At 64.7% G+C, this 26,300-nt stretch carries 27 protein-coding genes; 23 read left to right on the forward strand and 4 right to left on the reverse strand.

Annotation, left to right across the window (positions count from 1 at the left end; translation table 11 throughout):
* Window positions 1–221: 221 nt before the first annotated feature.
* The 12 genes from motA (at window position 222) to SALB1_RS08840 (ending at window position 12,469) form a co-directional block, all read left to right on the forward strand.
* Window positions 222–1,100 (forward strand): flagellar motor stator protein MotA, encoded by an 879-nt coding sequence (gene motA / locus SALB1_RS08785; protein WP_109993514.1) that lies wholly within the window; start codon window positions 222–224, stop codon window positions 1,098–1,100.
* On the forward strand, window positions 1,097–2,068 hold the full coding sequence (motB, locus tag SALB1_RS08790; RefSeq protein ID WP_109993515.1) for a flagellar motor protein MotB: 972 nt from the start codon (window positions 1,097–1,099) through the stop codon (window positions 2,066–2,068). The genes motA and motB overlap by 4 nt, the downstream gene beginning before the upstream one ends.
* Window positions 2,069–2,117: 49 nt before the next feature.
* Window positions 2,118–4,430: a chemotaxis protein CheW gene (locus SALB1_RS08795; protein ID WP_109993516.1), complete on the forward strand. Its 2,313-nt coding sequence runs from the start codon at window positions 2,118–2,120 to the stop codon at window positions 4,428–4,430.
* Window positions 4,423–4,914 carry a chemotaxis protein CheW gene (locus SALB1_RS08800; RefSeq protein ID WP_109993517.1) on the forward strand — a complete coding sequence of 164 codons (492 nt, stop codon included), beginning with the start codon at window positions 4,423–4,425 and terminating at the stop codon, window positions 4,912–4,914. The genes SALB1_RS08795 and SALB1_RS08800 overlap by 8 nt, the downstream gene beginning before the upstream one ends.
* An 89-nt stretch (window positions 4,915–5,003) precedes the next feature.
* Window positions 5,004–5,822, forward strand: coding sequence for a CheR family methyltransferase (locus tag SALB1_RS08805; protein WP_109993518.1), 819 nt, complete (start codon window positions 5,004–5,006; stop codon window positions 5,820–5,822).
* Window positions 5,819–6,424 carry a chemoreceptor glutamine deamidase CheD gene (locus tag SALB1_RS08810; RefSeq protein ID WP_109993519.1) on the forward strand — a complete coding sequence of 202 codons (606 nt, stop codon included), beginning with the start codon at window positions 5,819–5,821 and terminating at the stop codon, window positions 6,422–6,424. The genes SALB1_RS08805 and SALB1_RS08810 overlap by 4 nt, the downstream gene beginning before the upstream one ends.
* Window positions 6,421–7,479, forward strand: a complete 1,059-nt coding sequence (locus SALB1_RS08815) for a chemotaxis response regulator protein-glutamate methylesterase (RefSeq protein WP_109993520.1) — start codon at window positions 6,421–6,423, stop codon at window positions 7,477–7,479. The genes SALB1_RS08810 and SALB1_RS08815 overlap by 4 nt, the downstream gene beginning before the upstream one ends.
* Window positions 7,480–7,523: 44 nt before the next feature.
* A complete protein-coding gene (gene cheY, locus SALB1_RS08820; protein ID WP_109993521.1) occupies window positions 7,524–7,913 on the forward strand; it encodes a chemotaxis response regulator CheY in 390 nt (129 codons plus the stop codon).
* Window positions 7,914–7,953: 40 nt separating this feature from the next.
* Window positions 7,954–8,619 (forward strand): protein phosphatase CheZ, encoded by a 666-nt coding sequence (gene cheZ, locus SALB1_RS08825; RefSeq protein WP_109993522.1) that lies wholly within the window; start codon window positions 7,954–7,956, stop codon window positions 8,617–8,619.
* Between the two features lie 201 nt (window positions 8,620–8,820).
* Complete coding sequence (flhB, locus tag SALB1_RS08830) at window positions 8,821–9,972, forward strand: flagellar biosynthesis protein FlhB (protein WP_109993523.1); 1,152 nt, start codon at window positions 8,821–8,823, stop codon at window positions 9,970–9,972.
* Window positions 9,969–12,056 (forward strand): flagellar biosynthesis protein FlhA, encoded by a 2,088-nt coding sequence (gene flhA / locus SALB1_RS08835; RefSeq protein ID WP_109993524.1) that lies wholly within the window; start codon window positions 9,969–9,971, stop codon window positions 12,054–12,056. The genes flhB and flhA overlap by 4 nt, the downstream gene beginning before the upstream one ends.
* The gene (locus tag SALB1_RS08840) at window positions 12,053–12,469 is read left to right on the forward strand and encodes a flagellar protein FlhE (protein ID WP_109993525.1); all 417 of its coding nucleotides are present in this window, start codon (window positions 12,053–12,055) and stop codon (window positions 12,467–12,469) included. The genes flhA and SALB1_RS08840 overlap by 4 nt, the downstream gene beginning before the upstream one ends.
* A gap of 43 nt (window positions 12,470–12,512) precedes the next feature.
* On the opposite strand, the gene SALB1_RS08845 is transcribed toward SALB1_RS08840, so the two are convergent.
* The 3 genes from SALB1_RS08845 to flgA all read right to left on the reverse strand — a co-directional run bounded on the left by SALB1_RS08845 (window position 12,513) and on the right by flgA (window position 14,068).
* Window positions 12,513–12,977, reverse strand: coding sequence for a flagella synthesis protein FlgN (locus SALB1_RS08845; RefSeq protein ID WP_109993526.1), 465 nt, complete (start codon window positions 12,975–12,977; stop codon window positions 12,513–12,515).
* Between the two features lie 17 nt (window positions 12,978–12,994).
* Complete coding sequence (gene flgM, locus SALB1_RS08850; RefSeq protein ID WP_109993527.1) at window positions 12,995–13,288, reverse strand: flagellar biosynthesis anti-sigma factor FlgM; 294 nt, start codon at window positions 13,286–13,288, stop codon at window positions 12,995–12,997.
* Window positions 13,289–13,381: 93 nt separating this feature from the next.
* The gene (gene flgA / locus SALB1_RS08855; protein ID WP_158590690.1) at window positions 13,382–14,068 is read right to left on the reverse strand and encodes a flagellar basal body P-ring formation chaperone FlgA; all 687 of its coding nucleotides are present in this window, start codon (window positions 14,066–14,068) and stop codon (window positions 13,382–13,384) included.
* A gap of 149 nt (window positions 14,069–14,217) precedes the next feature.
* Between flgA and flgB the strand changes: the two genes are divergently transcribed.
* From flgB to flgL, 11 genes are all read left to right on the forward strand, one after another.
* A complete protein-coding gene (gene flgB / locus SALB1_RS08860; RefSeq protein WP_109993529.1) occupies window positions 14,218–14,649 on the forward strand; it encodes a flagellar basal body rod protein FlgB in 432 nt (143 codons plus the stop codon).
* 28 nt (window positions 14,650–14,677) lie between these two features.
* Complete coding sequence (gene flgC, locus SALB1_RS08865; RefSeq protein ID WP_109993530.1) at window positions 14,678–15,082, forward strand: flagellar basal body rod protein FlgC; 405 nt, start codon at window positions 14,678–14,680, stop codon at window positions 15,080–15,082.
* 12 nt (window positions 15,083–15,094) lie between these two features.
* Window positions 15,095–15,811 carry a flagellar hook assembly protein FlgD gene (locus tag SALB1_RS08870; protein WP_222843064.1) on the forward strand — a complete coding sequence of 239 codons (717 nt, stop codon included), beginning with the start codon at window positions 15,095–15,097 and terminating at the stop codon, window positions 15,809–15,811.
* 105 nt (window positions 15,812–15,916) lie between these two features.
* Complete coding sequence (locus SALB1_RS08875; protein ID WP_109993532.1) at window positions 15,917–17,383, forward strand: flagellar hook-basal body complex protein; 1,467 nt, start codon at window positions 15,917–15,919, stop codon at window positions 17,381–17,383.
* A 26-nt stretch (window positions 17,384–17,409) separates the two neighbouring features.
* Entirely contained in the window at window positions 17,410–18,165 is a 756-nt protein-coding gene (flgF, locus tag SALB1_RS08880) for a flagellar basal-body rod protein FlgF (RefSeq protein ID WP_109993533.1), read from the forward strand.
* A gap of 155 nt (window positions 18,166–18,320) precedes the next feature.
* Window positions 18,321–19,103 carry a flagellar basal-body rod protein FlgG gene (flgG, locus tag SALB1_RS08885; protein ID WP_109993534.1) on the forward strand — a complete coding sequence of 261 codons (783 nt, stop codon included), beginning with the start codon at window positions 18,321–18,323 and terminating at the stop codon, window positions 19,101–19,103.
* A 48-nt stretch (window positions 19,104–19,151) separates the two neighbouring features.
* Window positions 19,152–19,814: a flagellar basal body L-ring protein FlgH gene (locus tag SALB1_RS08890; RefSeq protein ID WP_109993535.1), complete on the forward strand. Its 663-nt coding sequence runs from the start codon at window positions 19,152–19,154 to the stop codon at window positions 19,812–19,814.
* A gap of 14 nt (window positions 19,815–19,828) precedes the next feature.
* Window positions 19,829–20,950: a flagellar basal body P-ring protein FlgI gene (locus SALB1_RS08895; RefSeq protein ID WP_109993536.1), complete on the forward strand. Its 1,122-nt coding sequence runs from the start codon at window positions 19,829–19,831 to the stop codon at window positions 20,948–20,950.
* Entirely contained in the window at window positions 20,950–22,050 is a 1,101-nt protein-coding gene (gene flgJ, locus SALB1_RS08900; RefSeq protein WP_109993537.1) for a flagellar assembly peptidoglycan hydrolase FlgJ, read from the forward strand. Before SALB1_RS08895 ends, flgJ begins: the two co-directional genes overlap by 1 nt.
* A 123-nt stretch (window positions 22,051–22,173) precedes the next feature.
* The gene (gene flgK, locus SALB1_RS08905) at window positions 22,174–23,829 is read left to right on the forward strand and encodes a flagellar hook-associated protein FlgK (protein ID WP_109993538.1); all 1,656 of its coding nucleotides are present in this window, start codon (window positions 22,174–22,176) and stop codon (window positions 23,827–23,829) included.
* A 15-nt stretch (window positions 23,830–23,844) separates the two neighbouring features.
* Entirely contained in the window at window positions 23,845–25,056 is a 1,212-nt protein-coding gene (gene flgL, locus SALB1_RS08910; protein WP_109993539.1) for a flagellar hook-associated protein FlgL, read from the forward strand.
* Between the two features lie 441 nt (window positions 25,057–25,497).
* On the opposite strand, the gene fliR is transcribed toward flgL, so the two are convergent.
* A complete protein-coding gene (gene fliR, locus SALB1_RS08915) occupies window positions 25,498–26,295 on the reverse strand; it encodes a flagellar biosynthetic protein FliR (RefSeq protein ID WP_109993540.1) in 798 nt (265 codons plus the stop codon).
* Between the last annotated feature and the right edge of the window lie 5 nt (window positions 26,296–26,300).

Below are 26,300 nucleotides of genomic sequence, written 5' to 3' on the forward strand. Positions count from 1 at the left end.
AGGTTGCCGCCGCGGCGAGCCACGGCCCTTGGCTGGCGCCGCGCGAGGCCGCCCTCGCTTGTGAGCTTCTCGCGAGGCCGGCGTCGGTCTTTGTCCGCATCGCCTACTGGCGGTTTCGTGGCAGGCTTGCCGCGTTCAAGTTCTCGCCCGGGCCGCCGTTAAGGGCTCTACGCCTAAACAGTCGTCAAACGTGATCATGCCCGATCGCGAGGGGTCGCCAAGTGCTTGTCGTAGCCGGCTATATCGTTGTCATTGTCTCTGTGCTGGGCGGGTATCTCCTGGGCGGCGGCTATATGGGTGTCCTGTTTCAGCCGGCCGAGTTCATGATCATTTTCGGCGCCGGCATTGGGGCGTTCCTGGCGTCGACCAATGGCAAGGGGGTGTCCGCCATGATCCGCGTTTTTCCCAAGCTGTTGCGCGGGCATCGCTACAGCAAAGCCGTCTGTCTCGATCTGATGACCCTGTTGTATCTGCTTATGGCCAAGGCGCGCCAGCAGGGCATGATGGCGCTCGAGGCCGATATCGAGGATCCGGCGAGCAGTGAATTGTTCGCCAACTATCCAACCCTGTTGGCCGATCCGTTGATCATCAACTTCATCGCCGATTACATGCGGCTGATGATTAGCGGCAACATGGATGCCTTCGAGATCGAGGCCCTCATGGATCACGAGATCGAGACCTTCCAGCAGGAAGCCGAGGTGCCGGCCCATGGTTTGTCGGCGATGGGCGATTCGTTACCGGCTTTCGGCATTGTGGCTGCGGTGATGGGCGTAGTGCATGCGTTGGGCGCGGCATCGTTGTCGCCATCCGGCATCGGCCCGTTGATCGCGCACGCCATGGTGGGGACTTTTCTCGGTATTCTGCTCGCCTACGGTTTCGTCTCGCCGCTGGCGGCGCGCGTGCGAACCCAGATCGATGACGTGGTGAAGGTGCTGCAGACGGTCAAGGTCACGCTGCTGGCGCACCTCAACGGTTACCCGCCGCCGCTCGCCATCGAGTTCGGTCGCAAGGCACTGTTCTCGGCCGAGCGGCCGGCATTCTCCGAGCTGGAGAATCATGTGCGTGAAGTCCGTGCCGAGGGCGCGCGGCAGAACCCGTGAGTGACGATAGCGCCCGTCGACCGATTGTCATTCGGCGCAAGCGCCATCAGCGCCATGTGCCGCACGGCACCTGGAAGATCGCCTACGCTGATTTCATGACCGCGCTGATGGCGTTTTTCCTGGTCATGTGGCTGCTGTCGGGGCTGAGCTCACCACAGATGAAGAGCGTGAGTAAATATTTTCGCACGCCGCTCAAGGTGGCGCTGGTGGGTGGTGATAAAGCCTCGGCCAGCAACAGCGCGATTCCCGGTGGCGGCGACAATCCGGTGCATTCCGATGGCGAGGTGGCGCGCACCACGCCACGCGCGACCAACTATCATGCCGATAATCGACGGCTAGACCGCCTGCGGGCGCGGCTCCAGGCCCAGATCGAGCAGGACCCCAAGCTCAATCGCATGTCCTCTCAACTCAAGATTGAGATGGTGCCGGACGGCCTGCGGATCCAGATCTTCGATTCCAAGCGCCGGCCGATGTTCAAGCTGGGCAGTGCCCGGCTCGAGCCCGACATCAAGCAGCTACTCGAGCGTATCGCGCCGACCCTGTCGACAGTCGACAACAAAATCACGCTGACCGGGCATACCGACGATCTGGCCTATGCGAGCGGGCCGAGCGCTTACAGCAACTGGGAACTGTCGGCGGATCGGGCCAACGCCGCCCGCCGAGCGCTGGTAGCCGGCGGCATGGCGCCGACCAAGTTGCTGCGTGTGATCGGTGCGGCCGATACCGACGATGTCGAGGGCAACAAGCCGGGTTCCCCCCTCAACCGGCGGATCAGCATTCTGCTGCTCAACGATCGGGCCCAGCGCCGCATCGAGGCGTCCGGCCGCAGCGTCGAAACCCGTACCGTGCCGATTCGCCCGCCACAGGGCAGCGCGGGCAAGGTGGCGCCGGCGGATATGCAGCTGGGAGTCATATTGGGCTGGGTCACGCCTAAAGTTCCGCGCGTTCCGAACGATATTTCAGGGTAGCCGGACGCAATTGCCGGACCCCGCACAGCGCGACCAAAGAATAAACCGTATGGACGTCAGCGATTTCTACGACACCTTCTTCGAAGAGGCGGGCGAGCTGCTCGAGGACATGGAGCGTCTGCTCATCGAGCTGGATACCGACGCGCCGGACCGCGATCATCTGGATGCCATCTTCCGCGCGGCGCATTCGATCAAGGGCGGGGCCGGCACGTTCGGCTTCGAGGCATTGCAGGACACCACGCATCGCATGGAAAACCTGCTCGACCGGGCCCGCAACGGCGAACTCACGCTGGATCGGGCGGCGGTGGATATTCTGTTGGAGGCAGGTGACGTGCTCAAAGGTCAGGTCGAGTCTTATCGTGAAGGTCAATCCCCGGATGCCGAGGCCGCCGATCGCATTTGCCGTGTGCTGCAGCAACTGGCGGAGGGCGCGTCCCCGTCTCCGATCTCGGCCGAGCCGGGAACCGGCGCCCCGGCGGATTCTGCGCAGGTCGATACGGGCGAGCGCTGCCTGAGCATCCGCGTCACCGGCATCGGTGCCGGCGATGCGGACGCCCTGGCCGAGGAATTGGCGTTGTTCGGCGCCGTGACCGATCGTCGCGATGAGGCCGAGGCGCTCACGCTTGAGCTGACCACATCGGCTGCCACCGCCGATATTTCGGCCGTACTCTGCTTCATCGTGGACGAGGATCAGATTCGGATCGAGCCGGCCGGGCCAGCGCAGGCGGCCGGCGACGGCGCGCGGCTGCGCGTTATCCTGGACGGCGTGACGCCGGAAGATCGGCCCGGCCTGGTCGAGGAAGTCGGCCTGTTCGGGGAAATCGTCGCGCAACATGCGGACGGCGAAAGGCTGAGCCTCGATCTGGTCAGCGACCAGCCGGCCGAGGATATCGCCGCGGTGCTGGCGTTCCAGCTCGATGCCAATCAGATTCACGTCGAATCGTTGACCGCCGATGCGCCCGCGGCGGCCGAGTCGAAGCCTGAGGCGAGCCCGGGTGAAGGCCCGTCAACCGACAAGACAGACCAGACAGCGGCCGGTGTGTCGCCGTCGAAACCCACGCCGTCGAAGCCTGCGCCCGCAGCACAGGCCGCGTCCGGTGAGCGGCCGCGCGAGCGATCCGGGTCGGAGTCGACGTCGGTCCGCGTGCCCACGGACAAGATCGATCAGATCATCAACCTGGTCGGTGAGCTGGTGATCACCCAGTCCATGCTCGAACGCGCGGTCGGCGAACTCGACCGCGAGCACGGCGAGGGGCTGTCGGAAGGCATGGGGCAGCTCGCACGCAATGCGCGCGACCTTCAGGAATCGGTGATGTCGGTGCGCATGGTGCCGATGGACTTCGCCTTCAATCGCTTCCCACGTCTGGTCCGCGACCTGAGCGCCAAGCTCGGCAAGGACGTGAATCTGGAAACACGCGGTGGCGCGACCGAACTCGACAAGGGCCTGATCGAACGGATCATGGACCCGATGACGCATCTGGTGCGCAACAGCCTCGATCATGGCATCGAGGATGCGGCGACCCGCGAGGCCGCGGGCAAGCCCGCGGCCGGGCAGTTGACCCTGTCGGCCCGTCATCAGGGCGGCAACGTCGTCATCGAAATCGGTGACGACGGTGCCGGGCTGTCGCGCGAGCGTATCCTGGCCAAGGCGCGCAGCAACGGCCTGGCCGTGAGCGACGACATGCCCGACGAAGAGGTGTGGCAGCTGATCTTCGCGGCCGGTTTCTCGACCGCCGAGCAAGTCAGCGATGTCTCCGGCCGCGGCGTTGGCATGGATGTCGTCAAGCGCAACATCGCCCAGCTCGGCGGGCACGTCGATCTGCGTTCGCAGCAGGGCGTGGGCACCACGGTGCGGGTGATCCTGCCGCTGACACTGGCGATCATGGACGGCATGGCCGTCCGCGTGGGCGACGAGGTGTTCATCCTCGCGCTCGGTGCCATTCTCGAATCCATGCGCATCGACGAATCCGCCGTGCGCACGGTCACCGCAGGTCATCATGTGATCGAGGTTCGCGGCGAATATCTCCCCCTGGTGGCGCTGCATCGGGCGTTCGACGTCGAAGGCGCGCAGACCCGGCTCGATCGCGGCATCGTCGTCGTGGTGTCCAGCGAATCCCGACGTTTCGGTCTGTTCGTGGACGAGCTGATCGGCGAGCAGCAGGTCGTGGTGAAGAACCTCGAAACCCATTTCCGCAAGGTCGCCGGCATCTCGGCGGCCACTATCCTGGGCGATGGCAGCGTGGCGCTGATTCTTGATGCCACGGCCCTGTCGCGAATGGCCGGCGCGCCGCGTCCGGCCCGTTCGTCGTCGCAGTCGCCCGCCGACAACAACGTGCCCGCAGAGAGCGTCAGCCATGAGTGAAACGATTGCCGTGACCGAAACCGATCAGCGCGAAGTGCTGGTTTTCACCCTGGGCGGTGAGGAATACGCCGTCGATATCCTCAAGGTGCAGGAAATCCGCGGTTATTCCAATGTGACCCGCATCGCCAACGTCCCCGACTTCATCAAGGGGGTGACCAACCTGCGTGGCGAGATCGTGCCGATTGTGGACCTGCGTATCAAATTCGCGCTCGGGGAAGCCGACTACACCGAACATACGGTGGTGATCGTGCTCAATATCGGCGAGCGCGTGGTCGGCATCGTCGTCGATTCCGTCTCCGATGTGATCGGCCTGTCGGCCGAACAGATCAAGCCGGCGCCGGAATTCGGCGGTCAGATGAACACGGCCTACCTGCAGGGACTGGCCAGCATCGAGGAACGCATGCTGATCCTGATCGATGTCGAGGCGATGATGACCAGCCGCGAGATGGCGCTGGTCGACACGCTCGACGCGGCGACCGCATAGGCGGCCCCGGCCGCCGCCATTGGGAGATCCCCCCGAGAGTGTCCGACGTCATCGAACAACCCCGCGAACCCGCGGCCCCGGAAGCGCCCATGCGCGACCTGATCTTCACCGAGGCCGATTTCACACGCCTTCGGCGCATGATCGGCGAGCGGGCGGGCATCGCGCTATCCGACCGCAAGCGCGAGATGGCTTACAGTCGGCTTGCCAAGCGCGTGCGCCTGGCCGGGGTGCGGCATTTCTCCGCCTATCTCGATCCGCTGGAGGCCGATCCGGCGCACCCGGAGTGGGAACACTTCACCAATGCGCTGACCACCAACCTGACATCGTTTTTCCGCGAGGCGCATCATTTCCCGTTGCTGGCCGAGCACGTCGCGCGCCGTTCGGGGCCGATCTCGGTCTGGTGCTGTGCCGCCTCTACCGGTGAAGAACCCTGGTCGATTGCGATCACCCTCGACGAAGCGCTCGGCCCGGCAGCCGAGCGGGCCGAGATCCTCGCGACCGATATCGACACGCGCGCGCTGGCCGATGCCCGTGCCGGGATCTATCCGTTGGCCACGGTGGAAAAACTCAGCGAGGAACGACGTAAACGGTTCTTCCTGCGCGGTACGGGTGTGCGCGCCGGGCTGGCGCGCGTTGCGCCGCGACTGCGCTCCCGCGTGCGCTTCGCGCCGCTCAATCTGGCTGCCGCGCAGTGGCCGGTCGAAGGGCCGTTCGACGCCATCTTCTGCCGTAATCTCATGATCTATTTCGACAAACCCACGCAGCAGCGAGTGCTGCAGCACTTCGCCGAGCTGATCAAGCCAGACGGGCTCCTGTTCGCCGGCCATTCCGAGAACTTCAGCTACTTCGACAATCCGTTCGTACTGCGCAGTCAGACGGTCTACCAGCTTCGCGGGGGCCGGCGATGAGTGCGGGCGCCGAAGCGTGCCGTGCGGATCCGGCATTCGCCAGCCGTCGCTATGTCGACGTGCATGGCGAAGTACATATCAAGTTGTTGCCGAAGGAGTTCTACGTCACGGACCAACCGTTCGTGCTCACGACTGTGCTGGGTTCTTGCGTGGCCGCCTGCCTGCGCGATGCAGCCGCGGGCGTGGCGGGCATGAACCACTTCATGCTGCCGGATCTGGACGGCGCCGAGAGTGCCCGAATTCGCAGCATGGTTTACGGCGGCTATGCCATGAACCGGCTGATCGACGCTTTGCTGGCCCATGGGGCGCGGCGCGAAAGACTCGAGGCCAAGGTCTTTGGTGGTGCCAACGTGCTGGCCGACATGCGCACGGCCCGCATCGGCGATGCCAATGCCGATTTCGTGCGCGACTACCTGGCTCGTGCCCGTATTCCCATCCTCGCGGAGGATCTCGGCGGCGGCTGGCCGCGCCAGGTCCAGTATGCGGCCGGCACCGGCCGGGCGCGTGTGCGCCGCCTGCGGGTGGTCGAGTCGGCGCTGGCCGAGCGTGAGCGCCGCGTCGCCGAGGCCGCCGCTCCGGTCGTGGCCGGGAGCTCCGCATGAATGCACCGATCAAGGTCCTGGCGGTCGACGATTCGGCGCTGATGCGCCAGCTGCTCACCGCCATCGTCGACGAAGCCCCCGGCATGGAGATGGTTGCGACCGCGCCCGATCCCTATGCCGCGCGCGAGTTGATCAAACGCCATAATCCCGATGTGCTCACGCTCGATGTCGAGATGCCGCGCATGGACGGGCTGGATTTCCTGGAAAAACTCATGCGGCTGCGGCCGATGCCGGTGGTGATGGTGTCGTCGCTCACCGAACGGGGATCGCAGATCACGCTGCAGGCACTCGAGCTGGGCGCAGTCGATTTCGTCGCCAAGCCGAAGGTCAACATTCGCGACGGCCTGGCCAGCGCGGCCGCGGACCTGGTGTACAAGCTGCGCGCGGCGGCCCGATCGCGGCCGGCCGCGCGTTCGACCACTGCGGCGCCTCCCGCGCGATTGACGACGCCCGCCATATCCAGTGAAAAGCTGATCGCCGTGGGTGCCTCGACCGGCGGCACGGAGGCGCTGCGCCGGCTGCTGGAGCCGATGCCGGCGAATGCGCCGGCCATTCTGGTCACCCAGCACATGCCGGCCGGGTTCACGGCGTCGTTCGCGCACCGACTGGATTCGCTGTGCGCCCTGGCCGTGGCGGAAGCCAGCCACGGTCAGCGTGTGTTGCCCGGGCATGTGTATATCGCCCCCGGCGGCGAGACGCACATGAAACTGGCCCGCAGTGGCGCCAACTACACGATCGAGCTCGACCCGAGTGGGCCGGTCAACCGTCATCGCCCTTCGGTGGATGTGCTGTTCCACTCGGTGGCGCGGTACGCCGGAGCCAATGCCGTGGGTGTGCTGCTGACCGGCATGGGCGCGGATGGCGCCGATGGCATGGTGGCCATGCGCGAAGCCGGGGCCACCACTATCGCCCAGGATCAGGCCACATCGGTGGTTTACGGCATGCCGGCCGAGGCCGTGGCCCGGGGCGGTGCCACCTACGAATTACCGCTCGACGAAATCGGCGCGAAGGCCCTGGCGCGGGTCGCCGAAGCCGGCGGCGCCGTCCGTATCTAAAGCCGTCGCGCTCGAACAACCGCTTATTAGAAGGAGATACATTCATGGCTGCTGCCGATCTGCAATTTCTGGTGGTCGACGATTTCTCGACCATGCGCCGCATCGTGCGCAATCTGCTCAAGGAACTGGGCTACCACAACATCGAAGAGGCCGAGGACGGCAACGAGGCGCTCGGCAAGCTCGCGGGCGGACACATCCAGTTCGTGATCTCGGACTGGAACATGCCCAATCTCAACGGTCTGGATATGCTCAAGAAGATTCGCGCCGATGATGGGCTCAAGGACCTGCCCGTGCTGATGGTTACCGCGGAAGCGAAGAAAGAGAACATCGTTGCGGCGGCCCAGGCCGGCGCCAGCGGCTATGTGGTCAAGCCGTTCACGGCGGCCACGCTGGAAGAGAAGATGAACAAGATCTTCGAAAAGCACGGCCTGTAACATCTGCGCACGATACGCTGACGGCGCCAAGGGGGGAGCCATGAGTCACAAGCAAAGTCCGAATCCGGCCGCTGCCGGGGATCAAAACGGCGAACTCATCGACCGCATCGGCCATCTCACGCGTGCGCTGCACGACAGCATGCGCGAGCTGGGTCTGGACAAGGAGGTCGAGAAAGCCGCCGAGGCGATCCCGGATGCCCGCGACCGGTTGAGCTACATCGCCGAGACGACCGAAGCCGCTGCCGAGCGCGCGCTGTCGGCGATCGAGGTCGCGCAGCCGGTCCAGGAGCAGCTGGCCGAGAACGCGAACGCGCTGTCGGCGCGCTGGGACACCTGGTTCGATGCCCCGATCGACCTGGCCGACGCCCGCGAGCTGGTCGCCGACACGCGCGGCTACCTGCGCGAGCTGCCCGAGCAGACGCGAGTTACCAACGCCCAGCTGCACGAAATCATGATGGCGCAGGATTTCCAGGACCTGACCGGTCAGGTGGTCGGCAAGCTGATCGGGGTAATTCGACGCATCGAAAGCCAGCTGGTCGAGGTGCTGGTCGAGCACATGCCCGAGGCCGCCGAATACCGCGGCCGTCGCGAATCCGAGGCCGATGACGGCCTGCTCAACGGGCCACAGATCAAGGCCGACGGTAAAGCCGATGTGGTCACCGATCAGGCGCAAGTCGACGATCTGCTCGAAGAACTCGGGTTCTGAACCCGGGCCGGCGGGCGGTGCCTTGCAAGAGCCGTCCGGCTCGAGCGCGGCCGTATCGGCCGATAAGCGCGCATTAGCGCGCGCATTTCGCCGCCTGGCCACTGCGGTTAGCCCCGCATAATCGCCGCGTGGTTGTGGGGCCGATTCGTTTGAAACGCTCGAACGAAACGCCGCACGCGCGGGTGTTGGGGGCGCCGGGCGATGGCCGAAGACAGCGACGAGGAAAAAACAGAAGACCCGACCCCGCAACGCCTGGACAAGGCGCGCGAGGAAGGTCAGGTTGCGCGTTCGCGCGAGCTCACCACGTTCCTGTTGCTGGCCACCGGCATCGCCGGTTTGTGGCTGACGTCCGGCTGGTTCGTCCAGGCGGTGCTTACGGTCGGGCGGACCGGGTTTACTTTCGGCCCCGGTGTCGCCCACGAGCAGGCGCGCATGATGTCGCAAGTCGTCGGGCAGCTGTTCACGATTGCCCGCGGGATCGCGCCACTGCTCGGGGTGCTGCTGGTGATGGCCCTGGTGGCTCCGAATCTGCTCGGCGGCTGGATGATTTCGGCCAAGTCGATCAAGGTCGATGTCAACCGGCTCAATCCGGTCAAGGGGCTGGGGCGGGTGTTCTCGTCCAATGCCGCCGCGGAACTGGGCAAGGCGATCGCCAAGTCGGTGCTGATCGGCTCGGTCGCTGCCGGCTTCATCTATGCCCACCTCGGCGAACTGATCGGTCTGGCGGGTCAGGATCCGGGGACCGCCATCATGCACGCCCTGCGCCTGGTAATTTTCTGCTGTGCGCTGATGGTGCTGGTGTTCGTGGTGGTGGTGGCGATCGACGTGCCGTTCCAGATCTGGAGCCACCACAAGAAGCTTCGCATGAGCCTCAAGGAAATCAAGGACGAGCACAAGGAGAACGAGGGCGATCCGCAGATCAAGGCCCGCGTGCGCGAGCAGCAGCAACGCATGGCGCGCAGCCGCATGATGGCCGCCGTGCCCGAGGCCGATGTGGTCGTGACCAACCCCAGCCATTACGCCGTCGCGCTGGCCTACGACGGCGAGCAGATGGGCGCGCCGCGGGTGGTGGCCAAGGGGGCCGACGAAGTCGCCGCCCGTATTCGTGACCTGGCGGCCGAACACCGTATTCCGCGGCTGGCCGCGCCGCCGCTGGCGCGGGCGCTGTATCGCCACGCCGACCTGAACACCGAAATACCGGCGGCGTTGTACACGGCGGTCGCCGAAGTGCTTGCCTGGGTCTATCAGCTCGACCGGGCGCGCCGCGACGGCGCTCCGGCACCCGAAACGCCGCGCGATATCGACGTGCCGCCCGAGTTGGCGGTGCCCGCGGGACAGGACTCGACATCATGAACACGCTCACTGCCTGGCTCGGCCGCACTGGCCTCGATCAGCCCGGCTATTACAAGATGCTGGCCGGGCCGCTGCTGATCATCATGATCATGGCCATGATGATCCTGCCGCTGCCGCCATTCGTGCTGGACGTGCTGTTCACGTTCAACATCGCGCTGTCGGTGATGGTGCTGCTGGTGTCCATGTTCACCACCAAGCCGCTGGATTTCGCCGCCTTCCCGGCGGTGCTGCTGTTCGCCACATTGCTGCGGCTTTCGCTCAATGTGGCCTCCACGCGTGTGGTGCTGATGAACGGCCATGAAGGCCCGGGCGCGGCCGGACAGGTGATCGAGTCGTTCGGCGAATTCCTCGTGGGCGGCAATCTCGCGGTCGGCCTGATCGTGTTCCTGATTCTGATCGTGATCAACTTCATGGTGATCACCAAGGGCGCCGGTCGTATCGCCGAGGTTGGCGCACGTTTTACGCTCGACGCCTTGCCCGGCAAGCAGATGGCGATCGACGCCGATCTCAATGCCGGTCTGATCAACGAGGAAACGGCCAAGGCCCGCCGTGAGGAAACCGCCATGGAGGCGGATTTCTATGGCTCGATGGACGGCGCCAGCAAGTTCGTGCGTGGCGACGCCGTCGCCGGCATCATGATCATGGGCATCAATCTGATCGGCGGGCTGATCGTCGGTATCGCCCAGCACGGCATGAGTGTGTCCGGTGCGGCCAAGACCTATACCATCCTGACCATCGGTGACGGCCTGGTCGCCCAGGTGCCGGCACTGGTCATCTCCACCGCGGCCGGCGTGACCGTGTCGCGCGTCGCCAGCGAGCAGGATGTCGGCCAGCAGCTGATCGGTCAGTTGTTCAACAATCCCAAGGTGCTATTCCTGGCGGCGGGCGTGCTGGGTTTGCTGGGACTGGTGCCCGGCATGCCGAACATGGTGTTTCTGTTGTTTACCAGCATGCTCGGCGGGCTGGGCTGGTGGCTGCATCGCGAGGAAAACGCGCGCGCGGCGGAAGCGGCGAGCACGGCGCCGGTGGCGGCGGTCAGTTCCGAGGCCCAGGAAGCCAGCTGGGATGACGTTCAGTTGGTCGATCCGCTCGGCCTCGAGGTTGGCTATCGGCTGATCGGCCTGGTGGATGCCGCACAGGACGGTGAGCTGTTGCGTCGAATCAAGGGCGTGCGCAAGAAGTTCGCCGGCGAGGTGGGTTTCCTGCCGCCGGTGGTGCATATTCGCGACAATCTCGAATTCGCCCCGCATGATTACCGGGTGACGCTGAACGACGTCGAAATCGGGCGCGGCGAGGCGTTCGTCGGCCAGTTCCTTGCGATCGACCCCGGCGGCGCGGTCGGCGAACTGGAAGGCCGGGCCGGGCGCGATCCGGCGTTCGGCCTGCCGGCCACCTGGATCGAGGCGAACAAGCGCGATCAGGCCGAAGCGCAGGGCTACACGGTGGTCGACGCCGCGACCGTGATCGCCACGCATATCAATCATCTGTTGAGTACCCACGCCGCCGACATGCTCGGTCGCTCCGAGGTGAGCCAGTTGCTCGAGCGTGTGAAGAAGGACTATCCGGATCTGGTCGACGAAGTCGTGCCCAAGCCGATCAGCCTGGCCACGCTCACTGCGATCCTGGGTAATCTGTTGTCCGAACAGGTCTCGATCCGGGACATGCGCCGGATTCTCGACACGCTGGCCGTGCACGGCGCACACACCACCGACAGCGACGAGCTGACCGCCGCGGTACGCGTGGCGCTCGGCGCAGCCATCGTCGAATCCTGGTTCGGCTCAGACAGGCAGATCGACGTGATCGCGCTCGACGGCCGGCTCGAACAGATGCTGACCCAGGCGTTGGCCAATGGCGGCGGCATGGAGCCGGGGCTCGCCCAGACGTTGATCGACCAGGCCGACCAGGCCGCGCGCGGGCAGGCCGATCGCGGGCTTGCGCCGGTGCTGGTGGTCAAGCACGAGTTGCGTCCGCTGCTCGCGCGCTTCCTGCGTCGCAGCATCGATTCCCTGGTGGTTTTGTCGCAAAGCGAAATTCCCGACGACCGCCAGCTGCGGGTATCGCAGGTGATCGGGCAGGGCGGATGAATCGAACGGCCTGCGTGCTGGCCGTCGGCGCCGCGCTGCTCGCCCCGGCGTGGCCGGTCATCGCTGCGGGGTCCTGGGTCGCACAGGCGAACCTGCCCGCCATCGTCCATTGCGGACAGCGTTATGTATCGCCGACGCTGGCGCCGCGCGCGACCACGCCGACGGCGGGGCGCGGGATACGGCGTGTTCATTGGCGTTATGGCTATGATCGGCTGGGCGATCCGCGCATGCAGGGCCGGCTTTGCGCGGCCGGACGGTGCGTGGATGCCTCGAGTGCGCGCGGTCAGTCCGACGCGTTCGCGGGCCTGCCCGTGGCGACGCCGTTTCATCTCATTCTGGAAACCCCGGGCACCGGCCCTGTGATCCCGGTCATGCGTGCGGGGCGCGTCCAACTGGTGGTGGATTTCGAATAGCGCCCGGCCCGGCGATGGGACAATGGGCGCCCGGCGGCGCCTGTCAGGCGTCGCCGCGCAGGCGACCGCCGCCGGTCGACGGACTGCGACGGCCGTTGGCCGCATACAGTGAGCCGGAGGCATGGCGCCGGAGGAAGTCCAGCCGGGCCTCGGTATGATCGAGGCGGGTGTTGATGGCCACGCCGTTGATGGCGTTCTGGTTGCGCGCCTGGGCGACGCGCGCGCTCATGCGTGCCCAAAGCTCGCCGCAACCGAGTTGGGCGGCCAGTTCGGCATCCGTGACGCCCGAGTCGGCGCGCGCGGCATCGGCGAGCTCGCGTCGCGCGCGCTCGAGCGATTCCAGCGCCTCGGCCTGCTGGCTCTTGGCTTCGGTGAGCTGCGCGAGCGCGGGATAGGCAACCGGTTGCGCGGCCAGCGCGTCGCGTTCACGCTGAAGCAGGTCCACAAAGGCCTGTACGGCTTCGTCCTGGCGGGCGAGATGCGCGGCGTACTCGGCGGCAAGGCTCATGGCGTGTCCTTGGCGATCTAGTTGTGGCCCGTGAGCTCGCGCGCACTGGCGATAATGCCGTCGGCGATGCGCCCGGTGTCGAAGGTCAGCGTACCGTCGGCGATGCCCTGGCGGATCTCGGCGACGCGCGCGGTGCTGATGTCGTGGCTGGGGTTGCTCGTATCGAGCTTGCTCAGGTGGGTCGATCCGGCGCTTGCGGCCGACGCATCGCTGCGTGCGCCCTCCGGGCGTCGGGCGCCCGAGGTGGATTCGGCACTCTGGCCGGTGTTGACGCGATTGATGCTCTTTTGACGTGTCGGGTCTATGGGCACGGCATTTTCCTCGGTGGCAAGGCCAGTCGGCGTGTGGCTGTGGATTATAACGGCTGCTCGCAACACGACTTTAGAAGTGCGACGCGCTGGCCCCTACGGCGACACGATCACCACGCCCGGCCCGTCCGGCGTGCCGGATACGATCGTGCCGTTGGCTGTGCGCACGCGAACATTGCCACCCGCGGCGGCATTGCCGAGTGCCTTGCCGTGCGTGCTGATCGAGAAACCCGGCCCTTTGGAAACGACTTTAACACTGTCGCCGCGAGAGATGACATCGGGGGCCTCGAGCATGTTCGACACGATGGTCTGGGACTCGGCGATGCGGCGCCGCGCCTGCTGGCCGATGATCGCCTGTTCGCTGTCGGGCAGCCGGTCGCGATCGCGCGTGATGTCGCCTTCGCGCGACGTCAGGTCGCCCGCGGTCAGGGTCTCGCCGGAATCGATGTCGTGGCTGGCGACGAAATAGTGGCCGTACACACGCACATCGGCCTGCAGGTAGCGTGTCGCGGGTGAATCGCCGGGGCAGCGCACACCTACGGTGATCCGGCCGGTCGTGCGCGATGCCTGACCGGGCAGGAACGGCTGCGGATCATGGCAGGCCGGCATGCGCGCGGTGGGCGTGTTCACTGTCACGCTGATGTGATCGCCGACGCCCGCGTTCTCCGCGCGTAGAAAATTGCGGACCTGCGCGGCGAGCGGATCGTCGCCCGCCTGTGCGGCGAGTGGCCCGCCCAGCACGATCACCGCCAGCGAAAGGGCGATGACGCGCGCGCGAGCCATTACTGGATTCATTGACATGCGACGAGTCTAGGGTGTCGCGCCCGGGGGGCTATTGCCGGATTAGCGCACAAAGCGGGGGGCTTTTCGCGCAATTGGCGAGCAGCGCGAGCGCTTAAAGTGGCTCCCGTCGTAGGCATGAGGGGCACGCGATGATCGACCGACTCACCGAGTCGCTGAATTTCTATAGTCAGGCGCTGAATCTGCGCGCCGAGCGTCAGAAGGTTCTGGCCTCGAATATCGCCAACAGCGACACGCCGGGCTACAAGGCACGCGATTTCGATTTCGCCGCGGCGCTGCATGATGCGGTCGACGGCCAGCAGATGCAGGCGCAGAGCCAGGGCGGGTTGGCGCTGGCGACCACCGAGCCCGGGCATATCGCCGGGCAGGGGCCGTCGACTTCGACCGTCGGCGGTGTCGATCTGGCGTATCGCAACCCGACCCAGCCGAGCCTGGATGGCAACACGGTCGACATGAACGCCGAGCGCGTCCAGTTCATGGACAACTCGCTGCATTACCGGGCCGATCTGCAGATTCTCGGCGGTCAGATCAAGGGTCTGAAGTCGGCGATGGCGCCGAGCTGATCGCATCAGCCAATCGTAGGGGGAGCACATGGCAGTCAACAGTATTTTCGGCATTGCCGGATCGGCGCTGACCGCGCAGTCCGAGCGCATGAACGTCGCCGCCAGCAACATGGCCAACGCTGACAGCGTGGCCGGGCCGGACGGCCAGCCTTATCGCGGCAAGGAAGTGCAGTTTCAGGTCGCGGCCGCCCCGGGATCGGAGATCGGCGGTGTGGCCGTATCCGGCGTGACCGACAACCCGGCGCCGTTCCGCAAGGAGTATCGCCCGGATAGTCCGCTGGCCGACGACAAGGGCTACGTCAAGATGCCCAACGTCAACCCGACCGACGAGATGGTCAACATGATCTCGGCGTCGCGTTCCTATGAAGCCAACGTCAACGTGCTCAACACGGGCAAGAATCTGGCGCTCAGCACACTCAAGCTGGGTCAATAAGAGGTCGAGACCATGGCAACCAGTCCCCTGACATCCATGTATGCCAACGCGAGCTCGAAGGCGGCAGCGGCAGCGGCGAGCGCCGGCTCGACTGCGACTGCGTCGGGCGGATCGTCCGCGTCGACCGGCAGCCAGGATTTGAGCAATCGGTTCCTGACGCTTCTGGTGGCGCAGATGAAGAACCAGGATCCGATGAATCCGACCGACAACTCGCAGGTGACGTCACAGATCGCCCAGATCAACACGGTCACCGGGATCAACAACCTCAATGACACGCTCGGCAAGATCACCGGCCAGATCGACACCTCGCAGCAACTGCAGGCGAGTTCCCTGATCGGCCACAACGTCCTGGTGCCAGGCAACGAGGTGAAGGTGGGTGCCGACGGCACGGCGACCGCCTTCGGCGTGGACCTGCCCTCCGACGCCAAGAAGATGAGCATCACCATCACCGACGCGGCCGGCAACGTCGTGCACAAATCCGAATACGCCAACCAGGCGGCGGGCGTGCAGTCGTTTAAATGGGACGGCAAGAATGCCAGCGGCGCCAAGGTCGATCCGGGCAAATACACGGTCAACATATCGGCCACCGGCAGCGACGGCAGCGCCGTCAAGGCGCGGGCGCTGGACACCGGCTACGTCGACGGCGTGGTCTCGGGCGCGTCCGGGCCGCAGCTCGATCTCGGTCCGGGCGGCCTGGTCGGCCTCAGCAACGTCTATCAGATTTTATGAATCCGGCGCGAAAAGCGGTCCGAAACGATCGTTATTCGCGTCATTGAAAACCGCGGGCGCGCTCGATACTGAAGCGGTCCGAGCCAAACTACGAGGGGTGGAGAAATGGGATTCACGCAGGGTGTCAGCGGTCTTCAGGCCGCATCGGCTGATCTGAGCAACATTGGCAATAACATCGCCAATTCACAGACCACAGGCTACAAGTCTTCCAGCACGCAGTTCGCGGATATCTACGCCAACGCGCGTACCGGTCTGGGTGTGTCGGTCGCCGGTACGGCGCAGGATTTCTCCGCCGGCTCGCTGACGAACACCGGCCGCAATCTCGACGTGGCGATCGACGGCGGCGGCTTCTTCCGTCTGGCGCACAACGGCACCACCGAATATTCACGCGACGGTCAGTTCCAGCAGACCAAGAACGGCAACCTGGCGAACAGCAGCGGCGCGTTGCTGACCGGTTACAACGTCTCCAATTTCAATAACCCGAACACAGCGTCTTCGGTCAACGCCGGCGGCAATCCGCAGGTGATCCAGCTGCCCACGCAGGGGCTGAACGCGCGTGCGACCACGCAGGCCTCGCTGTCGGCCGCGCTCGACGCCAGTTCCCCCGTGAAGTCGGGCGCCGCCTTCGACCCCACCAACGCCAATACCTACGACTGGTCGACGCCGAACACGGTTTATGACTCGCTCGGCAACGCGCACAGCGTGAATATGTACTTCACCAAGACCGGCTCGAATCAGTGGCAGGTCAACGGCCAGATGCCGCTCGGGCAGGCGGCCAACGTGGCGACTTCGGTCGGCCAGACGCCGCCGGGGGGCAGCAGCTTTGCGATGAATCTGTCGAGCTTTACCAATGCCGCCGGCAATACGCCGACGCAGGATGGCAACGGCACGTACACGTATACGGACTCGTCCGGGAATAACTACACGGCGCATGTGACCGGCGCGACCGGCAGCAGCGGCGCCTACACCGGCGGTACCGTGTCGTATACCCAGAGTGTGCCGGCGACCCAGCTGAGTTTCGACTCCTCCGGCAATCTCGCCAGTGCGACGCCGACCAGCGGCACCAAGGCCAGCAGCCTCAGTAATTCGCAAGTGGCGTATTCGCTCGATTCCCAGAATGGCTCGTCGCCGATGAGCTTCACGTTCGATTTTGCGGGTTCGACGCAGACGGCGCAGTCGTTCGCCGCCGGCAACCCGTCCCAGGACGGCTATGCCTCGGGCGCGCTGACGGGCATCAAGATCCAGAACAATGGCATGGTCACCGGCAGCTACGACAACGGCCAGTCGATGAATCTGGCCCAGATTGCCTTGGCCAGTTTCCGCAACGAGAACGGGCTGCAACCGGTCTCCGGTAACGCCTGGACCGAGACCGCAAGTTCGGGCCAGCCCGCGCTGGGCACGGCTGGCACTGGCCAGTTCGGCACGCTGCGCGGCGGCACGCTGGAGGCTTCCAACGTCGATCTGTCGAAGCAGCTGGTCAACATGATTGTTTCGCAGCGCGATTACCAAGCCAACGCGCAGACCATCAAGGCGCAGAGCCAGATTCTGCAGACTGCGGTCCAGCTGGGCTGATCGGCGGCTCGGTATAGGACGTCACCATGGATCGATTGATCTATACGGCATTGTCCGGCGCAAGCCAGATTCTGGATCGCCAGTCGGTGGTGGCCAATAATCTGGCAAACGCCTCGACCACCGGGTTCAAGGCGGCCATATCGGCCTATCGGGCGGTCCCGGTTAATGGCGCGGGGCTGCCCACGCGTGCGATTACCGCAGAGACCACGCCCGGGGCGGACCTGTCGCAGGGCCCGATCGAGCATACTGGCCGGAACCTGGACGTGGCGGTCAATGGGCCGGGCTGGTTGGCGGTACAGGCCGGCGATGGCAGCGAGGCCTATACCCGGGACGGCAATCTGCAGCTCGATTCAACCGGCCTCCTACGCAGCGGCGGGCACCCGGTGTTGTCGAAAAACGGCCAGCCGATCGTGTTGCCGCTCAATGCCACGGTCACCATCGCCGACGATGGCACCATCTCCGCCCTGGGCGGTGGGCAGCAACCGAATACGATCTCGCAGGTCGGCCAGCTCAAGCTGGTCGGGGCGCCGGATAACGGCATGAAGCGCGGCGGCGACGGGCTGTTCCGGGCCGCATCGCCCAACGGCGGCACGGCCGGCCCGCTGCAGCCGGACAGGACGGTGCGCGTGGAGTCGGGTTCGCTGGAAGGCAGCAATGTCTCGGCCACCGAGTCGATGGTCGGCATGATCAGCGACGCGCGCCAGTTCGACATGCAGATGAAGATGCTGTCCTCGGCCGACCGGGATGCGCAGTCCGCCAACAAGTTGTTGGATGTGAGCTAGTGCGCGGCGCGTCAGCCCCATTCATCGCGTTTTTAGGTGTCGCTTTCGAGCCGGGCGCCGCTTCGCCGAATGCGCCGCGGTATTGGTGATTCGATACCAGGCAACGAATCGCGGTCGCGCCGCATGAGCGGCGACCGTCAACGAGGGGAAAACTCATGATCCGATCACTCTGGATCGCGAAGACCGGTCTGGAAAGTCAGCAGACCAAGCTCGACACGATCTCCAATAATCTGGCCAACGTGTCGACGAACGGCTTCAAGCGGTCGCGGCCGGTGTTCCAGGATCTGCTTTATCAGGATGTGCGTCAGCCCGGCGCGTCGTCCTCGGTACAGACCAATCTGCCCTCCGGGCTACAGATCGGCTCCGGTGTACAGGCCGTTGCCAACGAACGCCTGCATACCCAGGGCAGCCTGGAACAAACCGGTAACTCGAAGGATGTGGCGATTGAGGGCAAGGGCTTTTTCGCCGTACAGATGCCCGATGGCAGCACTGCATACACGCGAGACGGCAGTTTTCAGCTCGATCAGAACGGCCAGCTGGTGACGGCTTCCGGCTTTACGGTGCAGCCGGGGATCACCATCCCGCAAAATGCGCTGTCGATCACGATCGCCCAGGACGGCACCGTATCGGTGACACAGCCGGGCGGCACGGGATCCAACCAGATCGGTCAGATGCAGTTGTCGACTTTCATCAACCCGGCCGGCCTGCAGAGCATTGGCAACAACCTCTACAAGGAAACCACGTCCTCCGGTCCGCGCAACGATAATCCGCCGGGCGTGAACGGCGCCGGCCTGTTGCGCCAGAAATACGTCGAAAACTCGAACGTCAACGTGGTCGAGGAAATGGTGAATATGATCGCCACGCAGCGGGCCTACGAGATCAATTCCAAGGCCGTCCAGACCTCGGACCAGATGCTGCAGCGTCTGTCGCAGCTCTGATCCAGCGTGGGCAGCCGGCTGCAAAAATGGAGTCCGGGTCGCGCGGTCATGGGTCGCGCGGCTCTGGGGGCTTTGCTGATCGTGGTGCTGGGCGGGTGCGCGCAGCTGCCGCGGCACAACATCGTCACCGGGCCGACCACGGCCCAGCCGCAGCCGCCGCCAGAACAGGCGAGCAACGGCTCGATCTTTGAATCGTCCTACAACAAGCCATTGTTCGAGGATCGACGTCCGCGCCAGGTCGGCGACATTCTCACCGTTGTGCTCAACGAGAATCTGTCGGCCACGAAATCCTCGGCCGCCAAGGCCAGTCGCAAGGGGTCGATCGGGTTCGACCCGACGTCGGTTCCCGCAGCCCTGGGGGCTTGGCTGACCAAGCAGAAAACCAAGCTGTCGGGCTCCAATGATTTCCAGGGGTCGGGGAACGCCAATGCATCGAACACGTTCACCGGCAAGATCACGGTGACCGTGATGAAGGTGTTGCCCAACGGCAATCTCAAGGTGGCTGGCGAGAAGCGTATCGGGATCAACCAGGGCACGGAGTACGTCCTGTTCTCGGGCGTAGTCAACCCGCGCATGCTCGATGCCAACAGCACGATCACCTCGACCCAGGTCGCCGATGCGCGCCTGGAATACTACGGCGATGGTTACATCAACGAGGCCGAGCATATGGGCTGGCTGCAGCGCGTTTTGCTCAATATTTCGCCACTTTAGGCGTGGGGATTGTGATGAAAGGGGGCTTCATCCGTGGCGGCCTGTTTGCGCTGGCCACGATACTGACGGTGCTCGGTGCCAGTCTTCCGGCGAGCGCACAGCGCCTGGGCGACATCGCCACCTTCGACGGCGTTCGCTCGAATCCGCTGGTGGGCTATGGGCTGGTCGTCGGCTTGAACAACACGGGCGACCAGACCACGCAGACGCCGTTCACCGGCCAGGCCGTACGCAACATGCTCACCCAGCTCGGCGTCACCGTGGCCAGTGGTACCAACATGCAATTGAAGAACGTGGCTGCCGTCATGGTCACCGCGGATCTGCCGGCATTTGCCGCCACCGGGCAGAATATCGATGTGACCGTGTCCTCGTTGGGTAACGCGAATTCACTGACCGGCGGCACCCTGTTGATGACGCCGCTCAAGGGCGCCAATGGCAAGATCTATGCGCTGGCTCAGGGCAGCGTGCTGGCTCCGGGCTTGAGCGTCAAGGCGGCCGGTTCCAGCGTACAGGTCAACCAGACCGCGGCTGGCCGCATCCCCGAGGGCGCGGTGGTCGAGCGTGCCGTCGATTCCAAGCTGACCACGCACGGCACCATCGACCTGGAGTTGAAGCACGCCGATTTCGCCACCGCCACCCGCGCGATGCAGGCCGTCAACAACCGCTTCGGACGCTCGATCGCCACCGCCAAGAATCCGCGCCTGATATCGATCGCGGTACCCTCGAACATTGGCTCGACCGTCGCCTTCATGGCGGCGATTCAGAACATCCAGGTTCAGCCCGGCACGCCGGAGCCGCGTGTAATCATCAATTCCCGCACCGGCTCGGTGGTGATGAACGGGCAGGTCACACTGGACCCGGCGGCGGTCGCCCATGGCAGTCTTTCGGTGACTATCCAGTCCAAGCCGATCGTGTCGCAGCCGAACCCGTTGTCGGGAGGCAAGACCGCGGTGGTGCCCAATGCAAACATCAATATCCAGCAGGGCGACGGGTCGCTCAACTACGTGCCGCGGAGCACATCGCTGCAGCAGGTCATCGACGCTCTGAACCGGCTCGGCGCCACCCCGGTCGATCTGATGGCCATTCTGGAAGCCCTGAAGGCGGCCGGTGCGCTCAACGCCGACCTGGAGGTCATCTGATGACTGCCGATGCCACCAGCGGTGCGTTCGCCTACGACGTTTCCGCGATCAACAAGCTCAAGTACACCGCCTCGAAGAAGTCGGACGGCGGCGTGCACGCGGCGGCGAAGCAATTCGAGGCTCTGTTCATCAAGCAGATGCTCTCGAGTATGCGCAAGGCGATCCCGAAGTCGCATCTGTTGGGTGATTCGCCCGCCGACAAACAGTATCAGGACATGATGGACGCCCAGTGGTCGCAGACCCTGGCGCAGCGCGGCATGGGCCTGGCCAAGATGCTGGACAAGCAACTCATCGGACACACGGCCGGCGCGCATTCGACGGTCACGAGCCAGGCGGCGGCCGCAGCGCCGCATATAACCAAGGCCACGCCCCGGGCGCTGGCGCCATCGGAGTCGTTGGCCTCGATCGAGGCCCAGCGCCGCGCCGCGGCCCAAGCCAGCACCCAGGCCAGCGCCCAGGCGGCAGGTCCGTCGGCACCCGATGCTACCGGGCCGGTGGCTGACACTGCCGCCGCGACTGGTGCGCCGTTATTGTCGTTCGGCAACGCGCCGGCGGCGACCGACGGTGCCACGTCGGCCCACGTGCGCGATTTTCTCGCTCGGTTTGCCGCGCCGGCCGCGATGGCCGCGCATCGTACCGGGTTGCCGCCGCGATTGATTCTGGCCCAGGCGGCGCTCGAGACCGGTTGGGGGCGACACGAGATCACGACCGACGGCGGCGCCCGGAGCTTCAACGTTTTCAATATCAAGTCCGAGGGCTGGAACGGGGCGTCCACGGACGCGGCGACCCATGAATACGCCCGTGGCACCCGTCAGGCGACGCAAGCGGGCTTTCGTGTCTACAACTCGTATCACCAGGCGTTCTCGGACTACGCGCGACTGATCGATTCGTCGCCACGCTACGCCGCCGCGCGCCAGGCCACGACGCCGGAGGCGGCAGCCCAGGCATTGCAGAATGGCGGCTATGCGACCGACCCGCATTATGCCGCCAAGCTGGTCTCTGTGATGAAGTCGATTCCGGAAAGTCCCCGCGGCGGGCTGTTCGCCGGTAACGGCGGCGCCGTGGTTGACATGTCGTCGGATCGCGGGCCGCTGGTATAGCTGCAGGGCGGCCCCGCGGGGCCGCATAAATAGGGCTGGCAGGGCTCAAGTTTCGCTGCCGCCGGCCGTTGAACGTCATATAACGGTTATCGATCGCGAGCCGACAACGGGGAAACCGCCGTCATGTCCAATCTGTTCGGAATCGGCCTGTCCGGCCTGGGTGCGGCCCAGGCGGGCCTGAACGCCACCAGCAACAACATCAGCAACGTCAATACGCCGGGTTATACCCGGCGCAAGACCCAGCTGGCGGAGGTGGCGGGCTCGAATCACGGCGGCGGCGTGACCGTCACCGGGGTGCAGCGTCAATACGCGCAGTTCCTCACCACGCAGCTCAATTCGGCCCAGTCGACGGCATCGGCCACGTCCAGTCATCTCGACCAGATTTCGCAGATCGACAATCTTTTGTCGGACAGCACTGCGGGGCTGGCGCCGCGCATACAGGGTTTCTTTGACAGCCTATCGACGCTTGCCGGCTCGCCGCAGGACTCGTCGGCCCGCAATGCCGTGCTCGGCAGTGCCAAGGATATGGCGAGCCAGTTTCGTTCGTTCGCCTCGACGTTGTCGAATATGGGCGATGCGGTTAAAAAGCAGGTCTCGAGCGCGGTCAAGGAGGTGAACAACAACGCCTCACAGATCGCGGCACTGAATAAACAGATTACGGTCACCCAGGCCCGCACCGGCCAGCCGCCGAACAAACTGCTAGACCAGCGCGACGAGTTGGTGGCGAAGACGTCCAAGCTGATCAACGTCGCTGTCACCAAGAACGACAACGGCAGCTATAACCTGACCGTCGGCGGCCAGTCGCTGGTCGATGCCACCGGCAGCCACAAGCTGACCACGGTCGCCTCGGCGGCCGACCCGACGCAGCAGCGCCTGGGCTCAGTGAGTGCCGATGGCAGCACGCGGGAGATTCCGAACCAGCGCGTGCCCGGCGGCGAGATCGGCGGCTTACTGTCGTTTGCCTCCGATTCGCTCGCGCCGGCCCAGGACAAGCTCAATCAGACCGCGCACGATCTGGCCGCGGCCGTCAACGCGCAACACAAAAAGGGTACGGATCTCAACGGTAACGCCGGCAAGGCGCTGTTCACCACCAGCCCCAGCCAGCCGAAGGTGTACGCGGACGCGAACAACACCGGCAACGCCACGGTATCATCGGCGACCTTCGCCGCAGACCAGACTGACGCGGTAACCGCCGACAACTATCATGTGGCCTATGTGGGCGGGGCTTACCAGGTGACCCGAGCCAGCGACGGTTCCGCGCTGAGTGCCAGCTTCAACAGCGGCTCGAATACGCTGTCCTTCGGCGGGTTGGATGTCGCGGTGTCGGGCACGCCGAACAACGGCGACGCGTTCACCGTGCGCCCGCTCGACAATGCGGCCTCGGCATTATCGGTCGCGATCTCCGATCCGGCCAAGCTGGCCGCCGCCGGCGCCTCGGGTTCCGGTGCCGGTGCCGGTGGCCCGGGTGACAACACCAACGCCAACGCGCTGGCCGCGCTGCAACAGGCCAAGACGGTTGAAGGCAACCGCAGCTTTTCCGACAACTACTCACAGCTGGTCGGCGATATCGGCAACAAGGCGCAGTCGTTACAGGTCAATTCCGATTCCGAAAGTGCGCTGACTAACGAACTCAGTCAGGCGCAGCAATCGGTATCCGGCGTGAACCTCGACGAAGAGAGCGTCAACCTCATGTATTACCAGCAGATGTATCAGGCTAACGCCCGTGTCATCAAGACCGCCTCCACCGTGTTCAACACGGTGCTGGGGCTCGGTAACTAGCACCGGAGTATCGATATGCGTTTGAGTACCAACACGATTTATGCCCAGGGCACGCAGTCGATCCTCGATCAACAGACGCGTGTGTCGAACATTGGCGAACAGCTGTCCACGGGCAAGCGCATCAACAAGCCGTCGGACGACCCGCGGGGCGCCGCCCGGCTGCTTGACATGCAGCAGGCCAGCCAGATCAAAGATCAGTACGCCAGTACCCGGTCGACGGCCGAGACGCAGCTTTCCACTGAGGAGAATCAGCTCAACCAGGTCACCCATGCACTGGATTCGGCCAAGCAGGCGCTGGTGCAGGCGGCCAACGGGACCCTGAGCAATGCGGACCGCGATTCCCTGGCCAACCGGCTGGACGGTGTCTACCAGCAGATGCTGTCTGCGGCCAATAGCAAGGACGGCAACGGCAACTACATCTTCGCGGGCTTCAGTTCCAACGCCACGCCCTTTACCCTGAGCAGCGGCAATCTGGCCTATACCGGCGATGCCGGCCAACGCAAACTACAGGTTGATGGTTCGCGCAGCATGACGGTCAACGATCCGGGCTCGGCGGTCTTTGACGCCACCACGGCCAATGCGAAATACGTGGCGACAGCCGGCAACAACAATGCCGGCAGTACGACCTATCAGTCGCTGGACGTGGTCGCGCCCAATGCCGGTGACTACGGCGACACGTTTAAACTGAGTTTTTCCGGCAGCGGCAGCAGCGCGACCTACAGCGTCTTCGACCAGACCACGGGCAATAACGTGGTATCGAACGCGACCTACACGTCCGGCCAGACGATCGCGCTGGGCAGCGCGCTGCAGACCAAGATCAAGGGCGATCCCGCCAACGGCGACAGCTACATCTTCGCCAAGGGCGCCAGCTTGGACAACAACATTCTGAATGCGCTTGCCAACACGGTCACAACCCTGCGTCAGCCGGTGGACAGCGCGTCGGCCCAGGCCAAGCTGACCAACACCATCAACCGGGCCAATCGGCAGGTCGACAATTCGCTCGACAACGTATTGTCCGTGCGTTCGAATCTGGGCACGAAGCTCAATGCGCTCGATCATCTCGACAACATGGGCGATACCCAGAGCGTGACCGACAAGCAAGACATCTCGAAGCTCAGGGATGTGAATATGGTGTCCGCGATCTCCGATTTCTCGCTGGCCAAGGTGGCGCTACAGGCGGCCCAGCAGACATTCTCCAGCGTGCAGAAGATGTCTTTGTTCAAGTAATCATCTCCCGGCAAAGCCGGGAGCTTTGGATTTGTGAGCCGCTCAAAGCGGCTTGACGGAACCTGCGGTTCCTTGCGCTCCCGATGGCAGCCGGGCTACATCAACTTCAACATTTATGTACGACACGCAGCTGGATTTTTGTCCGCCAATGCACGCGAATGAGCGCAAATGAGGCGTGCCATCAAGGCAGTGCGGCTTCAGCTACACAAGCGATGGCGTCGTTCAAAGCCTTTGACTGAACTTTGTACATAATAGAAGTCTCCTTTTGTAGTTTGAGGGGTGGATCTTTAGCCCCGACAACAAGGGGCGCGGCTCACGAGCGAATAGCCGCCGGTCCGTCCGGGCAAAGATCCTGCCATAGACAGCCCCGGGCGCGCTTGGCCGCGCACGGGCACGGGCACGGACATCGTTGATGGGATCCCGCCACGGTGCGAAGAGGCCCTAGCCGGTCGGTGTGCCGGCCAGCGCGGCGGTGACGGCGAGCATGCGCTCGAACAGCGTATCGAACAGGCGATGCAACAAGCCGCCCAGGTCGGGCATGAGGAAGGTCAGCACGATTAGCCCGGTCATCAGCGTCATCGGAAAGCCGATGGAGAAGATGGACAGCTGCGGCGACGCCCGATTGAGGATGCCCATGGCCATGTTGATGGTCAGCAGCGTCGCGATCAGCGGCAGCGCGAGGCTGATGCCCGCGGTGAATATGATCGCGCCGGTGCGGGCCGCCAGCATCCAGCCGTTGCCGTCTATTTCGCCCGCGCCGATCGGCAGCAGGGTGAAGCTGCGGGTCAGAATGTCGATCAGTACGAGATGGCCGTTCAAGGCCAGGAAAAGCAGCATCGCAAACGTATTGAGGAGCTGGCCGAGCACCATCGTGTTGGCGCCGATTGCGGCCGAGTAGAAGGAGGCGAAGCCCAGTCCCATCTGCATGCCGATGAATTCGCCCGTGGACTGGACCACGCCGAAGGCGAGCCGCATCACCAGACCCAGGGCGGCACCGATCATCACCTGCTCGATGATCAGCCAGGCGCCGGCGACTGACACCGGCGGCACGTCCGGCGGCGGGCCGAGCGTGGGCGCGATGACGAACGCGAGCAGGCCGGCCAGCGCGATTTTCACCCGGCGCGGCACCATGTTCTCGCCGAACACCGGCGCTGTGGCGACGAAGGCGAGCAGACGCACGAACGGCCAGAACACGAGCATGACCCAACCGGTGAGCTGACCGCTGGTGAAATCGATCATCGCCG

Origin of the sequence: Salinisphaera sp. LB1 (genome assembly GCF_003177035.1) — a bacterium.
Classification (GTDB): Bacteria; Pseudomonadota; Gammaproteobacteria; order Nevskiales; family Salinisphaeraceae; genus Salinisphaera.